The organism is Thalassotalea sp. Y01, assembly GCF_012932945.1.
In the GTDB taxonomy this organism is placed as follows: domain Bacteria; phylum Pseudomonadota; class Gammaproteobacteria; order Enterobacterales; family Alteromonadaceae; genus Thalassotalea_A.
Genome location: NZ_JABBXG010000002.1, coordinates 375,115 through 392,012, shown reverse-complemented (window position 1 = coordinate 392,012; position 16,898 = coordinate 375,115). Strand labels below are relative to the sequence as shown.

The following is a 16,898-nucleotide window of genomic DNA, read 5'->3' as shown; positions in this document are numbered from 1 at the left end:
TTAGCCAGCGTCGCTGACCGGCACATCTGTTACCGTATCCTCTTTTATATAGGTATTAAGTACGGTTGCTGACGTCATATCACCCAATATATTGATAACACCACGCCCCATATCCAAGAGTCTATCAACGCCAATGACCAATGCCATGCCCTCGACAGGCAGTCCTTGGCTTGCCAAGGTACCAGCAAGAATCGGAAGAGATCCAGATGGAATACCTGGCGCACCAATTGAGGCAACAATGGCCAATAAGCTAATGATGATCAATTGCGTTGTGGTTAAATCTACGCCAAACGCTTGAGCGATAAAGACCACCGCGGTGGCTTGGAAAATCGCTGTACCATCCATATTAACCGTTGTACCTAAGGGAATGACCAAGCGCGATATTTGCGGCCGAACCTTGTGCAATGTTTCGGTAACACGCAAGGTCACCGGCATGGTGGCACTTGACGATGATGTTGCCAACGCAAACGCGATAACCTCGCGGCAATTTTTAATAAAGGTGAGCGGGTTATGAGGAGTTAAGATGGCAATGATCAACATATACACCAACACCATGCACACCATGCCCAACACGACGGTTGCGAAAAACATCGAAACCGCGACAATGGCGCCTAAGCCCATTTGTACAACCGTGTTAAGAATCAATCCAAACACCACGATAGGTGTGTATTTCATCAACCAAATAACAATAGTCATACAGACTTTTTGTACCGAACGCATTAATGCAATTAATGGCATCGAATCGTCTTTTGCCATATTTAATAGCGCTAAGCCAATAATGATCGCTGCGACAACAATTTGCAGCATATCTGCGTTACTCATATGATAAAACAGGTTACCAGGCATAATGCCTTTGATAATCCCTAAGGCACCGTTTTCGGCTATGTTGATAGGGTTGATGGTGCTGTCACCGCTGCCACCAAAATAACGATTGTCGACAGCCGCACCAGGTTCTATTAAAAACGTCAGGCTTAAGGCAATGGTTGTTGCAATCGTTGTGGTAAATAAAATAAAGCCCACGCTTGAGCCTAAAGTTTTTAGTGCTTTTGAGCCAGACGAGTCACAAATTCCCAGCATTACCGAACTTATCACCAAAGGGATAACGATAAATTTGAGTAAGGTCATAAATAGATAGCCCGGTAGTGCTAACCATTCGCTGATAGATGTTGCTATGTGATGCGGCATAAGCGCCAAGTCTTGGCCCATCAATACGCCGACGATGACACCGGCAAACAAGGCGAACAGTACTTTGAACCAGAGCTGTTCTCGTAATTTGGGTTTATTAAGAATTCCGTTTTCGATCATCATTTATTCTTATTGTTTTTTCACCACCTTATCATAAATGTTTGCAAACGAAATAGAGATGAGTAGATTTGCAAGCCTATTGCCAAGCTTTTAAATGAACTAGAGAAAGGTTGCCAGTAGATGCTATGTCGGGCAAAAAAAAGCCCCACTAAGGAGTGGGGCAAAAATTTGCATTTCAGGGAGGAAAACTATGAAAAGTTAACTGCTATTAAGTCTAATCTGTTCATAAATTATTTCCGTTAACCAAATGTAAAACAGTGCAATGCTTTGTTTTACTATGATGTGAATAGAGCACTGTTTTTGTCGGTTACCTTTTTGTCGTTGGTTTACTATTCATTTACCGAGGTGCTCGGCACACCAGGCACAAATTCAGCACCATGGGTAATTTGAATACTAGAGTTGTCAAAGTCATCACCAATCGGTTGTACACGACCATTTTGGCATTTCGCTAAAAATGCTTCTGCTACCGCGTAGAATGCCAGATTGTTTTCAGGCTTTTGGAAACCATGCCCTTCATCCGGGAACAATACATAGGTCACTGGAATATCTCGTGCCTTCATCGCATCGACGATTTGATCAGACTCCGCTTGCTTAACGCGTGGATCATTAGCACCTTGAGCAATTAACAATGGTTTGTTTATCTCATCAACATAGGTTAATGGTGAACGTTCTTTTAATAGTGCTAAGCCTTCATCGGTATCAGGGTCGCCAATGGCGTTAACAAACACTTGTCTGAAACTGGTCCAGTAAGGCGGAATAGAAGACAATAACGTTTGTAAATTTGACGGGCCTACAATATCAACCCCACAGCTAAACTCGTCCGGCGTAAACGTTAACCCTGCTAATGTGGCATAACCGCCGTAACTACCGCCCATAATTGCTACTGTATTGGCGTCCGTAACGCCTTGCTTAACCGCCCAGTTTTTTGCGTCAATCAAATCGGTATGCATGGCTTTGCCCCATTGCTTATCACCGGCATTAGTAAACTCTTTACCAAAGCCTGTTGAAGAGCGAAAGTTTACTTGCAGAACCGCATAACCGCGGTTTGCTAGCCATTGTACAACTGGAGAGTAACCATAGATGTCACGTCCCCATGGGCCACCATGAACCAGCATCACCATAGGCACCTTGGCTTCAGGTTTGCCATCTTGATTCATGTCGCTTTCTAATGGCAGGGTAAGGTATGAAACAAGGTCTTTATTATCGCGTGATTTGATCACCACACCGTACATTTTAGCTAAGCTAACCTCATTAAGTTTCGGGTTGGTAACAAACATATCGGTGAGTGTTTTAGTGGTTCGATCATAAACCTTGTAAATAGGCGAGCTATTACTGTTGTCGGTATATACGGTCCAGTAATTATTATCATTTGATTGCGCTAAGATTTGCGCACCGCCACTCAATTGACTGTTTAGGGTGTTAATGTCGTCTTTGTAACCGTCATCAATAGCAACCCATTCTGGTTTGATAAAATCGACACTATAGGCAACCGGAGTATGGTTATCTGGGTCAAACAAAATGCTGGAAATATCGACTTTATCATCGCTGGCGAGAACGGTAAGTTTACCGCTGGCCAAATCCATGTGACTCAATGCTGCGGTGTTACGACCACGGCTGTCGAGCATGTATACACCTGAGTTGTCGTTATCAAACTTTAAAATCTGCGTGGTTCGCATATCTGAATAAGGGACGCTTAAAAATGATGTAAATTGTTCACCGTCTTTTTTAAACCATTCCATATCGGCGTTAGCGAGGGTTTTTGCAGCCAAACGAACATTCAGTTCATTATCGAGTACAAAACCGGCATAGCCTTCATTTTGCTGTAACAAGGTGCGTTCACCGCTGGCTAAATCAACCTTGTATACATCATGCCAACGTGGATCTCTGTCATTCATACCGGCAATAATGATGCCAGGCATGTCCTTACTTTGACCTAAAAACTGGGCCTGTGTATTGGCATGCGGTGTCAAATCTGTGGTTTTACCTGTGGCCAGCTCTACGCTGTATAAATGCCAATTTTCATCACCGTTTTGATCTTGAATATAAAAAATGTAATTACTGTCTTTTGACCAAAAATGGCTCGGAATACCTCGTCCGGTGTCTTTAGTAATCGCTTTAACACTGTCAAAGTTACCTTTATCGCCTACCCATAAGTTCATCACGCCATCTAATGGCGCACGAAAACTCATTTTATTGCCATCAGGACTAACACGGCCTTGAAAGCGACTTGGGTTGCCAAATAAAACGGCACGGTCGATAAGTTCAGGAGGAGTAATTTTTTTTGCCATCGTGCTTTCAACTTCATTATTACCGGAAGAGCAAGCGCCTAGTAGCAAAGAGCCAACGAGCGCAAGACTCAGTGAAATGCGTTTATTCATAGTGATTCCTTGTTTATTATCATATCGGGCCATATCCGTTTCACTAAACTTAAAACGCCCGAATTCGTCTTTGATAACTATAGTAGAATTATGTTGATGTGCTTGATTTTTATAATATTAAACAGGGTGTTAGGGTGTTTTAAGGGAAGCTGATCAACCAGCTTGTACAGATGTTTGGTTTCAACGTTGCCCAATTCTCGCTCAATGGCAGTATCTGACATAGACTGTAAAGCAGGTGTTTTGGTTAAGCGCTTTTTTTAACAGCTCTGCTTACGTAGTCCAAGGAATAAGGAAACCCATGCAAAATGATAGCTTAGTAAATTCTTCATCAACACAAACGAGCAATGCTCGATTGCATGTTGTCGATGCGTTGCGTGGCTTTGCACTGGCGGGCATTATTATTTGTCATATGCTAGAACAATACATGGCAACCTTGCCGCCTCCGGGATTCTTTGATGGTTTGAATACCAGTGTCATAGACGCCATTATCGGTCCAATAGACTGGATTTTCCTGCGTGGTAAATTCTTTGCGTTATTTTCAATTCTTTTTGGTCTCAGCTTTTTTATTCAAATGGACAGCGCCGAACGCAAAGGCGTCAATTACCACGGCCGCTTTGTTTGGCGACTCGCCTTATTATTGGTAATTGGCTTTCTGCATAATCTGTTTTATCGAGGTGATATTCTGGTGATCTATGCGGTTTTAGGTATTCCGCTAGTTGCTTGCTATAAACTCTCCAACAAAGCCTTTTTTTGGATAATGGCGTTTATTTTCGCTGGTGGCTTTCGTTATTTAATATTTTTCACTCACGGTACCGATACCATCATACCTGGGGGAAGTGTGGAACCCGATGAACCGGCGTTACAGGCTTATATTGCGGCTATAACACAGGGCAGTCTTGGTGATGTGTTTTATGAAAATGCCTTTTCTGGCATGCTGGCGAAATTTGAATTTCAAATCAGTATTTTTGGTCGTTTGTACCTCACCTTTGCTTACTTTTTAATCGGCCTTTGGTTGGGTAGATTAGGCATATTCAACGATATTATTGCCAATAAAGCAGTATTTAAAACCTGGCTTAAACGACTGGGTATAGCCTTTGCTATATGTCTACCTATCGCTGGATTTGTGATTTACCACGCGTTTATGAAAGAAAACGCCGCTGGTTTTGATAGCTTTGTCGGCATGGTGGCCTTGACCATGTATCAATTGGTTAATTTGACGATGACCGGTGTGTATCTGTGTTTATTTCTCTTGGCCTTTGCTACCTTGCGTGGGCAGAAGGTTTTACTGCGCTTAGCACCTTTTGGCCGAATGGCACTCACCAACTATGTGACGCAAAGCATGATCGGCACCTTTATTTTTTTCAATTGGGGGTTAGGTTATATTGCGAAATTATCTCACCATCAAGGCCTTGTGATTGCGCTGGTTATACTTATTGTGCAATTAAAACTCAGTAGCTGGTGGCTTAAACGATTTCAGTTTGGACCATTAGAATGGCTGTGGCGTTGCGGGACAAAACTGCAACAGCAACCTTTTTCAAAGCAACAAACCAGTAAGCCTTAGTATCTATATTTAACGCATGGTTTTTAGTAATGATATAGTTGACTCGTTGATGCTGACCGACGAATAGAGCACACCCGTTATGTCAATGGTAATTTAGATACGCCAAAGTACGCATACAAAGCAGAAAATATGATGACGTAGACCGTCAGACCTTATTATTGGCCACCGGTGGTATCTTGCAAGATCTCGGCTATATCGTTGAAGAGTCCAGTACCCGAATCGGTGTGTTATCGGCGCAAAAGAAATCGATGCGTCGCGCTCGGGTGAAAAGGCGGCGGCATTTATTGTCGCCATGTTAACCGGTTCCATGCCTGCAACCGACGATATTCAGGAGATTCGCGTATGTTTGGTGGTGTATGAAGACCTCAACCATGCACGAAATGCGACTTATTTATATAAAAACGTCGTTTCGAACTAGGGCACTGAATCGGAGAAAATTATAAGCAAAAAAAAGCCCCACTAAGGAGTGGGGCAAAAATTTGCATTTCAGGGAGGAAAACTATGAAAAGTTAACTGTCTTTAATGATATACCTTTCCCCGAATAATACCGTTAACCAATTGTAAAACTGCGCAACGGTTTGTTGTTAGCAATTTGTTAATCAGTAGGCTCTTATTTTTGGGTTAAGCAAACGATGATCATGTCACCGCCATTGGCACTGAGTTGTTCGGCGTTTTTATCCATATCCACCTTTAATAGATGATTACTGGCAACCGTTATATAGAAATTGTTACTTTTCACAATGACAGGCTCTCCCAAGCTATAAACAAAGGCTAAATCACAATCAGGGATAGGTTGCGATGTTTTATCTAGGTGAGTGAACACCTCAACATCATAGGTATTGATGCACGTAATGATATTAAAGTCGGTGATCGGGCCATTAGGTAACTTTCCAACGGTTTTGTTGCCGCCATTAAAGGTCGCAAAACGTAAGTATTGGTTAAGTGCATCGGTGTTTTGTTTGTCATGCTCAAGGGTAATGGCTGAACCTTTGATTAATACCAGATTTCTTAAATAGCCGCTAAAGTCTGAAAACTCACCATCTTCCACCACATCGGCCATGCTGATGCGCCAAGTGAAATTATCCAGCGTTGCACCATCGTTTATGGCTAACTCAACGGTATTGCCTTTGCCGTTTTTCCAGGGAATGGTTTTAAACTGATTTGGTGAGATAAGAGTGTGCTTCATAGTAACCTGAATGAAAGTAATTGTAATAACGGAATTATTTTAACCTAACTGAATCGCTTATTGTCGCTTTATTTATTGAATTAACAACAAGGAGCTTGGCCACGTGTTTTCAGTACCGAGGATTTCGCGCAAAAAAAAGCCCCACTAAGGAGTGGGGCAAAAATAGTATTTCAGGGAGGAAAACTATGAAAAGTTAACTGCCTTTAATGTTATACCTTTCCCTGAATAATACCGTTAACCAAATGTAAAACTGCGCAACAGTGTGTTGTGAGTGAAATGTAAATGTCGATTATGGCTGTTGCTCTGTTACCAGTCCTTCATAGGGAATTTAATCAGCGTTTGTGGCGGCCAGCTAACTTGAGCTTGTTCAAGACGTCGGGCAAAAGTTGGCGTATGCTCAATATCGAAAGTAGCGCCACAACTACAATTTAAAATGCTTTGTAATAAATAAAAAGAACCTGCGGGGTCTTTATCCAGTTGCGCGGCAATTTCATTGGCCTTGTCTCTATCACCAATAAAATTGGCGTGCACTAAATCATCCATTAAATATGTTCGAGTACCATTGCGGTGATTGGTCAACAATTTTATGGCCTGTTTAATGTCATTTTCGTTGCCTATCGCACTGGCAATTAAACCTTCGCCTATGTTTTTTAGAGGACCCACAGACGCTTTTTTAATGGCATTTTGAGCTTCATCAATGTTGCTTTCAGCGAGATAGGTAAGAACTTCTACCACTGCATAGCGGTATTGGTTACCTTGCTTCGTGTTAAATTGTTTGATGAGTCTTCGTACTTCTTCTTGATCGCCCGAATTATAGTTTTCAAATAATAAGGTTAATTTATTCAATCCATTTAAAGGGTCACATTCATATGTTTTTTTAGCCAAATCCAAAATCAATTGTTTGTAGCCAAGACTTTTTAAAACATCTATCCATTGTATCGTGGCACAGAAGTCTATCGCTTGAATATTTTGTGCATACCTGGGCAGGTTACGCCAATCATCCCCAAACAGGGTCGCGCTCATTTGATATAAAGCTTTTAAATTCTTATTTCGCTCATTATTGATAACATGCGTAAACAGACTGAGCAGTTCTTGTTGCGCCTGTAATTTGTCTTCTTTGCTGTATCTTACTTCGTCACTCAAAAATACATGGGCATAGTAATCAGACTTATAAACATATGAATCTTTAAAGGTAGGCGCTTGCTCAATGGTAATATCAAAATACTGATTAGCAGTTTTAAGTAACTCAATATTGACGAACAAATTGGAATGCGCTTCATTGAATGTCTCCACCCCTTTTTGAAAGGCAATAAAGGCTTGCACATCTCCTATACCCGCTTGTTGCATTTCATTTCGTGCTTGCTCATCAAGAATGATATCCAAGGCTTCGGTCACTTCAGTGGCGATTTTATCTTGCACTGTAAGTGCATTAGCCAAATCACTGTCGTAGGTATCAGACCACATATGAAAGCCATCTTCGGCGCGTATTAACTGCGCCGTGATGCGCGCGCTATTCTCGTCTTTACGAACGCTGCCTTCTAACAGGTAACGGACCCCAAGTTCTTCACCAATAACACGTAAGTCTTCATTGGTGTTTTTGTATTTGAATGCTGATGTTCGGGCTGTGACCTGCAATTTCGATACACGGGCAAGTTTATTGAGGATTTCTTCGGTTAAACCATCGGCAAAGAATTCGTTTTCCTTATCCGTACTCATATTGATGAATGGCAACACGGCAATGGTTAGTAGCTGGCTTTGCGTTTGTGTCTCTGCGGTTGTATTGGCAGGCGTTGTCGCAATGAGCTTGTCATAGGCAATAAAAAATAACGCGAATGCGAGAAGGATGGATAGGCTGATACTCAGCTTTTTGCCGGTAACATCGGTTATGGATTCTTCTTTATCAACCTGTTTTGTTTTCTTTAAACCCTGTGGTGTTAACTCAAATGCCCAGGCAAATATGACCGCAATAGGAAAACCAATCGCCAACACAACCGTGCTTATGGTGCCAAAAATTAACGGCAAGTGCAGATACGGGGATATGACCGAAATGATTTGAATAATAAGCCATGTAGTAACCAAGTACACACTGGCTACCTTAAACACGTTTCTTCTTTTTAATTCCTGAAAAAGACTCATGCGTCCTGCTAATTGTTGATTTGTCTAGATTTTATTAGATAGTGCAAGTATAGAATGGAAGCGGGAAATTTGCCTGATTTTAAACACTCTTTAATAATCTGTTTGATAGGATAAAAAAAGCCCCACTAAGGAGTGGGGCAAAAATTTGCATTTCAGGGAGGAAAACTATGAAAAGTTAACTGTGTTTAATACTAAACCTTTCCTGAAATAATACCGTTAACCAAATGTAAAACTTGGCAACAGTGTGTTGTTAGTGAAATGTTAATCGGCCATGTTGGTTTTTACATCATGCGCCGCCTTAAACAGTTGCAGGTGCACATCAGCAAGGGCATCAATATCACGCTGATAACCACCACCAATCACAGCCGCTACTGGCAATTGACGTTCGGCGCAGGCTTGAAACACTAACTTATCGCGTTGATACACGCCATCAGTGGTAATGTTCAAATGGCCCAAATCGTCGTGCTGATGAATATCAACGCCGGCATCATAGATAACCGCATCCACGTCATAACAATTAAGGGCTAACTCAATGGCTTGCTGCACGGTTTGCAAATATTCGTCATCATTTAGGTGGTTATCTAATGGAAAGTCCATGTTGGACACTTGTTTGCGGTACGGAAAGTTTTTCTCGCAATGCAATGACACGGTAATGATGTCATCACGCTTTTTGGCCAATGCGGCCGTGCCATCACCTTGATGAACATCACAGTCAAAAACCAATACTTTATGTACGCCATCATCATCGAGCATTTGATTGGCCGCCAAATACAAATCGTTGATCATACAAAAGCCTGAACCAAAATCGGCAAAGGCGTGGTGATAACCACCGGTGAGATTTATCGCCACACCATGTTCTAAGGCTAGCTCTGCGGTTAATAAGGTACCACCAACGGCGGTAAAGGTACGTTTGATCAGTTGCTCTGACCAAGGAAAACCAATACGGCGCATGGCTTTGTGATCGAGCTTATTGGAAACCAATGCATCCACATAAGACGAATCAATCCATGGTGAAGCCGATTCATATGGCAACATATCCGGTTGATGAAACACTTCCTCGGACACACCTTCCTGCAACAAACGCTCATAAATGGTTCGATATTTATCAATAGGAAAGCGATGCCTGTCAGGCAATTCAAGCTGACTGTAGATAGGGTGAAATACCAACGGAATATTAAATGATTTCATCTAAAGCAATACGCTGTTCGCGAAAAAAGAGCCCATTGTATATGAGTAAGCAATGATCTGGGAATGGCTAAATAAAAAAAGCCCCACTAAAGTGTGGGGTGAAAAATAGCATTTCAGGGAGGAAAACTATGAAAAGTTAACTGTCTTTAATGTTAACCCTTTGCTGAAAAAATACCGTTAACCAAATGTAAAACTGTGCAATAGTGAGTTGTTATAAATATGTTAAAACGACACTGGTTTTGCCCTAATATACGACTTTATCGTGAATGTAATTACGAACCAACAAATCTTGCAGCAGTCTTTGATCTCTTAATCCATTGAATTATGGCTAATTTACGTTAATGCCTAACATCAGTATCTGTTATACTTACGCTTTCCCATTTATATAGCTATTGATTGTGTCTAATCCAACATTTAACTCGACTAATTTAAAATTGGCCCTCGTTGAAAATTTAACAACGCTTGGTTACCTATCTATGACTGACATTCAAGCCAAATCTATTCCATTGATGCTTGCTGGCAAGGATGTAATAGGTCAAGCAAAAACCGGTTCCGGTAAAACCTGTGCGTTTGGATTGGGCTTATTGAATAACTTAAATGTGAAACGCTTTCGAGTGCAAAGTGTGGTGCTGTGTCCAACCCGTGAATTAGCAGATCAGGTTGCTGTTGAAATACGCAAGCTGGCAAGAAATATTCATAACATCAAAGTACTGACCTTATGTGGTGGTCAGCCCATGGGGCCGCAAATAGGGTCATTAGAGCATGGTGCGCATATTATCGTTGGCACACCGGGTCGAGTTGAAGAGCACATTCGTAAAGGCCGTTTATCTTTAGATGAGGTCAATACCTTGGTATTGGATGAAGCTGACCGCATGCTCGATATCGGTTTTGAAGAGTCATTAAATACCATAGTTGGTTTTTGCCCGAGTGATCGACAAAATCTGTTGTTTAGTGCCACGTTCCCACCGAAGATTGAACAGTTCGCTGCACATATTATGAACGCGCCTGAAAAAGTCACGGTAGAAGCGAGCCATGACAACAGCAGCATCAGTCAATACTTTTATGAAGTTGAAGGGGGCGATGAACAACGAATGGACGCCAGTAAACGCTTATTACTTGCGTTTCAGCCACAATCGGCGGTGGTGTTTTGTAATACCAAGGTACAATGCCAATTATTATCCGAGCAATTAAAAGCCAGTGGCTTTGATAGTGCTGCTTTGCATGGCGACTTAGACCAAAAAGATCGAGACAAGGTCATGATCCGTTTTGCCAACAAAAGTTTGTCGGTGCTTATCGCAACCGATGTCGCAGCCCGCGGTCTCGATGTCGATAACTTGGACTTGGTGATTAACTTTCACATCGCACACGACCCTGAAGTACACGTACATCGCATTGGTAGAACCGGCAGAGCCGGAAAAAAGGGTACCGCCTGTTCGTTTATCAGTTACAAAGAAGCTCATAAAGTCATTCGTTTAGAAGAATACTTAGGCCAAGAAATTATACCGACAGAGTTACCTGATGAATCTGTGCTAAACCAAAAAGCAGTCAGAGCGACTATGGTAACCTTGCAAATTGATGGTGGTAAAAAGAGTAAGTTACGACCTGGTGATATTCTTGGCGGATTAACCTCAAATCCAAACATTAGCGGCCAACAAATTGGTAAGATAAAGGTACAAGCGGTCGCATCGTTTGTCGCGGTTGAGGCAAAAATTGCTAATCTTGCAGTAAAAACTATTAGCGAAGGCAAAATGAAAGGGCGAAATTTTAGAGTTCGAAAAATTAGCTAGTCACCTTAGCCCCAGCAAATACTCAACATCTAGCTAAAAAAAAGCCCCACTAAAGAGTGGGGCAAAAATTTGTATTTCAGGGAGGAAAACTATGAAAAGTTAACTGTGTTTAATAGTAAACTTTTCCAGAAAAAATACCGTTAACCAAATGTAAAACACTGCAAAAGTGTGTTGTTATACTTTTGTTCATGGATGCGTACTTTATAAAACCATTGTTACATTGGTATGAACGTAATGGTGGGTAAGATGTCTATCTTCATGGATTTCATCTAAAATTTATAACGTGCATATCAAAAATCGTCAGGAGTTTTAAGTTGCAACGGTTTATCGCTTTCATTCTTTTATTATCACTCACCGGTTGTGCCAACAGTGATTGGCGCACAGCAAGTCGAGAACCTGCGGGTATTGCAGCATTACCGAGTGAAGAAAACCGAGCGATCATAGAAGTGTATGCCGCCGATGCGTTTAGCTGGCGTGGTTGGTTTGCCGTGCATCCGTGGGTAGCAGTGAAAGGTGAAGACGCAGATAAATACACGGTATATGAAGTGGTAGGCTGGCAAGTAAGACGAGGGCTTTCTGCTATCCGTGAATATGATACCGCAACGCCCGACAGATTTTGGTATGGCTCAAAGCCAGAGCTTTTACTATCAATAAAAGGTGATAGAGCAACAGAGCTTATCCCAAAGATTAAACAAGCTATACAAAGCTATCCGTGGGCCGATGAATACAGTGTCTTTCCAGGCCCTAACAGCAATACCTTTGTTGCTTGGATTGCTCAAGAAGTACCCGAACTTGAATTAGAGTTACCATTCAGCGCTATTGGTAGTGGTTATGCTGAACAGTAATCGCTTTAACTGCACTTAAATATAATTGCCTTTTTCATTTCTTTATCTTTTCTAAAAACAAAAGTTGATTTGTGTATTTAACTTATGTTTACTAAATTGAATCAAGTCAATAACTTAAGCTAGGGAATAAGAATGAAGAAAATCGCTTTGTTGCTGCTGCCGTTGTATATAACAGGTTGCAGTGTCGATAATGAAGGTAAGGAACAGTCAGTGGCTGATGAGGTTCAAGTGGTCGCACCTATTGCTAAGAAAGTGCCGAAGAAAATGCAGATTCATGGTGATGAGCGCATTGACAATTATTACTGGTTACGTGACGACACCCGTTCGGATTCAGAAATACTAGCCCATCTTCAAGCGGAAGAAGATTACGCGATGGCTAAATTGGCGCATACTCAGGAGCTGCAAGATACCTTATATGACGAGATGATCAGCCGCCTTAAAAAAGACGATTCATCGGTGCCATATACGAAGAATGGTTATACCTATCAGAGCAAATTTGTCACCGGCGGTGAGTATCGTATATACAGCCGTGTGAAACAGGGCGGTAGTGAAGAACAGGTATTGCTTGATGCCAATGTGCTAGCCGAAGGCAAAGATTACTATGCGAATGGCAGTGTCGAAGTTAGCCCTGACAATGGTTTATTAGCCTATTCAGAAGATTTGTTGAGTCGTCGTGTTTATACCATCAAGTTTAAAAATATCCATACCGGCGATATGCTCAGTGATGAATTAACCGGTACAAACGGTCAAATCATCTGGGCCAACGATTCCAATACTGTTTTCTACATTAAAAAAGACCCGCAAACCTTATTAGGTTTCCAAGTTTATCGTCATACCCTTGGCACCAAGCAAGAAGACGATGTGCTGATGTATGAAGAAACTGACAAGTCATTCTATACCTGGATAGGTAAATCGCTGGATGATCAATACATTGAGATTTTTCACAACAGTACGGTGAGCTTAGGTGTTTCATTACTCGATGCCAATAACCCTGATGGTGAGTTTAAGCTAGCACATGCGATTGAACGAGATTTAGAATACAGCGTGCAGTCGCACGGTGAAGATTTCTATATTCTTACTAATCTAGATGCCAAAAACTTCAAAATAGCTAAGGTCGCAAAAGCGGATGTCGGCGATAAAAGCAAATGGGTAGATGTGATTGAACATCGTGAAGACACATTAATTTCGGGGCTATTGGTACTTAACGATGCGCTTATATTTACCCAACGCGAAAACGGCTTAATGGGCCTTCGTGTTATGGATTTAAATACCGGCAAAGTCGCACCGGTTGAGTTTGATGAGTCTTTATATTCTGTTTATCTGCAAAACAATGTTGATTTCAATGCCGACTTTGTTCGCGTAGGTTATCAAAGTATGACAACCCCTCGTTCGGTGTATGACGTCAGCCTGGATTTATCTTCTATTAATTTGAAGAAACAGGATGAAGTGTTAGGCGGCTATGACGCCAAGCAATACCATTCTGAGCGCATCATGATGAAAGCCCGTGATGGCGCCGACATTCCGGTCAGTGTGCTTTATAAAAAGGATCAGTTTAAAGGCGATGGTACCAACCCATTGTTGCAATATGCCTATGGTTCTTATGGTTCAACCAATGACCCATTCTTTAGTGATTCTGTGATCAGTCTGGTCGACCGTGGTTTTGTCTATGTGGTCGCGCACATTCGTGGTAGTTCTATGTTAGGCCGCAAATGGTATGACAATGGCAAGCTTTTGAAAAAGAAGAACACCTTTAACGATTTTGTTGATGTCACCCGTGAACTAGTGAAAGGCAAGTATGGCGCTGACGATAAGATCTTTGCCTACGGTGGTAGTGCTGGCGGCTTATTGATGGGCGCGGTCATTAACCAAGCGCCTGAATTGTATCGAGGTGTTGTTGCAGCGGTTCCGTTTGTTGATGTGGTGACCACCATGCTTGATGCGTCTATTCCGCTCACCACAAATGAATATGATGAGTGGGGTAATCCAAATGAGAAAGCCTATTACGACTACATGTTGTCTTATTCGCCATATGATAATGTAGAGGCCAAAGCGTACCCGAACCTATTGGTTACAACGGGCTTACACGACTCGCAAGTTCAATATTTTGAACCGGCTAAGTGGGTGGCGAAATTACGTGAGATGAAGACTGATGATAATGAATTGTTGTTCCATATAAATATGGAAGCAGGCCACGGCGGTGTTTCTGGTCGTTATAAACGTTATAAAGACCGTGCTCTGGTATACGCATTTATGCTGGATTTGTTGTCGCAATAAATACGCTATTCTCTAGTTGATTTATCGTCGGTAAATAAAAAGCGCTATCAAAAAGATAGCGCTTTTTTTATCTGTATAGTGAAAAGCCTGGTAGGCCTTGCAGATACCTAAACTATCTACTCTTCATTTAATATGATCTCACGTTTAACCTGTTCTTTTTGCTCGTTGTAAACTGCATACAAGGTCTCAGCCATAGAGATAATGTCACTAGCTATAGTGAGTGTATAGTTGCCGTCATTCATCAAGGATGTCGCCATATGTGCGGTGATTTTTTTATCCTGTAATAGACTGGTGATATGACGATAGAACTTTTGATCTATGCCTTGTATTTCTTGTTTTAAATCTTGAATCATCATTAACGCTTTTTGATCGTCATTTTCTACCCGTATCATGATGCGTACACCGTCAAGTTCACGAATGATGCGAGCGATCATCAGCCGCATCAAGTCATACTGCTCTTGTAAGTCTTTATTGCTGTGCACAATCGCTTGAGACATGTTTTTACGCAGGTGCTTCATCGCTTTTACCGACTCGACAATGTTTTGCGTTGCCGATCGTAACCAATGAATCGAAGACGATTGCTCTACTTCCCAGGTAAACGATGCCTTGGAAATAAACTTAATTATCTCAGAGTAAATGCCTTTTATTTCAGTTTCATAGAGACCATCAATATCAAGGTCCTTTACGGTTCGGCTATTTTTTACCACCAATTCAAGATCTTTGTCTGACAGCACTTCATCTCGATTTAAACTCAGCCCCTCACACAATACATTGGTCGATATTTGGTACATATGGGCGGTTTCCTTGCGCACCGCTTCGACTGCGGTTTCAGGGAAGTCGACAGAAATATTATGTAAATGAATGGCGCCTTTGCCTTCCACCGTTGGTTCTTTGAATATGTTTTCTAAAAAAATGACCATTTTATTGACGAATGGCCACATGATGACCACCCCGGCGGTATTAAATAGGGTATGAAATACCGCCAGTTTTAGAGTGTAATCGTCGTTGGCAATGCCTAAAACCTCACTAGAGTAGTTTACTGCCACTAAAAACTGTTGCAAAAAGACTATCGCAACTAAGCCTGTAACCATATTAAATATCAAGTGAGCTGCAGCCAGCCGTTTCCCGGGAATGGCTGCGCTCATTGCGCCGATTACTGCGGTTACGGTGGTGCCGACATTCGCACCTATGGCTAACGCAAGAGAGTTTTCATAAGTGATTTGCCCCGCAGCCAAAGCGGTGATGATCAACACCATGGTGGCATGACTTGATTGCATGATCACCGTTGCCGCGATACCGATTAAAGAGAACAACATCAAGCCGGCGAATCCTTCCATGGCAAATTGCGCTAAGTCAATGGTATCTTTAAAGGCTTCAAATCCAGATTTCATATAGGAGATGCCGAGAAATAAAAAGCCAAGCCCGGCAAGAATAAAACCAAAGCCTTTTAAATTCTTTTGTTTTTGTAGCAATAACACCACACCAAAAACCAGCATGGGCATAGCATAGGCGGATATCTTAACTTTAAGACCAAGTCCGGCAACCAACCAAGCACCCGTGGTGGTACCTATGTTGGCGCCAAAAATAATACCAATACCGGCGGCCAGACCAAGCAGTCCTGCACTTAAAAAGGAAATAGTAATAACCGAGACAAGAGAGCTCGATTGCATAATCGTGGTTGTGGCGATACCAAAACCAACACTCTTCCATTGTTTGTCTGTGGATTTTTTTAAAATCCGTTCCAGCGTACCGCCGGTAAACGTATTAAAGCCTTCTTCAAGAGATATCATGCCAAATAAGAAAATCGCCACACCAGCAGCTATCTCTTTAAAATCTGGGCTGATCCAAAAACCATAGGCTAGGACTAACAGAATGGTAAATATTAGAATTTTTTTAAACATAGGGCGGCACCAAAATGATTGAAACACATTTACTACCGTGTGTATTTACTAAGTGTATCAGAGGTTTTTTCTTTAGCTAATCAATAACTTTGATAAAGCTGTTGCAATTATAGTTAAGCGCGCTCGTCATTTCTTGTCTTCATATGCTTCTCTTTTACTTGGGTTCGTCATTTGTTTCTGGTTCGTTGTTTGTTTTCGTCATATTTGCTCGTTAGGTTTTGGTTTTGATTTTGCTGTGATTGTGCGTTTATTGCACTAATCCCCATAACTCGCTGTCTGTATTAGTTATTTTAAAGTTTGGCACGCTTCTCGCATTGTAAAGAATACAATAATAAAA

Annotated in this window: 10 protein-coding genes; 4 read left to right on the top strand and 6 right to left on the bottom strand. The window is 41.7% G+C overall.

Annotated elements, in window-relative coordinates; genetic code table 11:
• Both HII16_RS04540 and HII16_RS04535 read right to left on the bottom strand, forming a co-directional pair.
• The gene (locus tag HII16_RS04540; protein ID WP_169127863.1) at positions 1 to 1,305 is read right to left on the bottom strand and encodes a dicarboxylate/amino acid:cation symporter; all 1,305 of its coding nucleotides are present in this window, start codon (positions 1,303 to 1,305) and stop codon (positions 1 to 3) included.
• Between the two features lie 329 nt (positions 1,306 to 1,634).
• Complete coding sequence (locus HII16_RS04535; RefSeq protein ID WP_169127861.1) at positions 1,635 to 3,683, bottom strand: S9 family peptidase; 2,049 nt, start codon at positions 3,681 to 3,683, stop codon at positions 1,635 to 1,637.
• Between the two features lie 298 nt (positions 3,684 to 3,981).
• On the opposite strand from HII16_RS04535, the gene HII16_RS04530 reads away from it, so the two are divergent.
• Positions 3,982 to 5,244 carry a DUF418 domain-containing protein gene (locus tag HII16_RS04530; RefSeq protein WP_169127859.1) on the top strand — a complete coding sequence of 421 codons (1,263 nt, stop codon included), beginning with the start codon at positions 3,982 to 3,984 and terminating at the stop codon, positions 5,242 to 5,244.
• A 610-nt stretch (positions 5,245 to 5,854) separates the two neighbouring features.
• Here HII16_RS04530 and HII16_RS04525 read toward each other — a convergent pair.
• The 3 genes from HII16_RS04525 to HII16_RS04515 all read right to left on the bottom strand — a co-directional run bounded on the left by HII16_RS04525 (position 5,855) and on the right by HII16_RS04515 (position 9,754).
• Positions 5,855 to 6,430, bottom strand: a complete 576-nt coding sequence (locus HII16_RS04525) for a HutD family protein (RefSeq protein WP_169127857.1) — start codon at positions 6,428 to 6,430, stop codon at positions 5,855 to 5,857.
• Positions 6,431 to 6,736: 306 nt separating this feature from the next.
• Positions 6,737 to 8,566: a hypothetical protein gene (locus HII16_RS04520; RefSeq protein WP_169127855.1), complete on the bottom strand. Its 1,830-nt coding sequence runs from the start codon at positions 8,564 to 8,566 to the stop codon at positions 6,737 to 6,739.
• 261 nt (positions 8,567 to 8,827) lie between these two features.
• Positions 8,828 to 9,754: a histone deacetylase gene (locus tag HII16_RS04515; protein ID WP_169127853.1), complete on the bottom strand. Its 927-nt coding sequence runs from the start codon at positions 9,752 to 9,754 to the stop codon at positions 8,828 to 8,830.
• Positions 9,755 to 10,152: 398 nt separating this feature from the next.
• Here HII16_RS04515 and dbpA point away from each other — a divergent pair, with 398 nt between their 5' ends.
• The 3 genes from dbpA (at position 10,153) to HII16_RS04500 (ending at position 14,660) form a co-directional block, all read left to right on the top strand.
• Positions 10,153 to 11,541, top strand: coding sequence for an ATP-dependent RNA helicase DbpA (dbpA, locus tag HII16_RS04510; RefSeq protein WP_169127851.1), 1,389 nt, complete (start codon positions 10,153 to 10,155; stop codon positions 11,539 to 11,541).
• A gap of 314 nt (positions 11,542 to 11,855) precedes the next feature.
• A complete protein-coding gene (locus HII16_RS04505; protein ID WP_169127849.1) occupies positions 11,856 to 12,386 on the top strand; it encodes a DUF3750 domain-containing protein in 531 nt (176 codons plus the stop codon).
• A 132-nt stretch (positions 12,387 to 12,518) separates the two neighbouring features.
• Positions 12,519 to 14,660, top strand: coding sequence for a S9 family peptidase (locus tag HII16_RS04500; protein WP_169127847.1), 2,142 nt, complete (start codon positions 12,519 to 12,521; stop codon positions 14,658 to 14,660).
• A gap of 116 nt (positions 14,661 to 14,776) precedes the next feature.
• On the opposite strand, the gene HII16_RS04495 is transcribed toward HII16_RS04500, so the two are convergent.
• Positions 14,777 to 16,561 (bottom strand): Na/Pi symporter, encoded by a 1,785-nt coding sequence (locus HII16_RS04495; RefSeq protein ID WP_169127845.1) that lies wholly within the window; start codon positions 16,559 to 16,561, stop codon positions 14,777 to 14,779.
• Between the last annotated feature and the right edge of the window lie 337 nt (positions 16,562 to 16,898).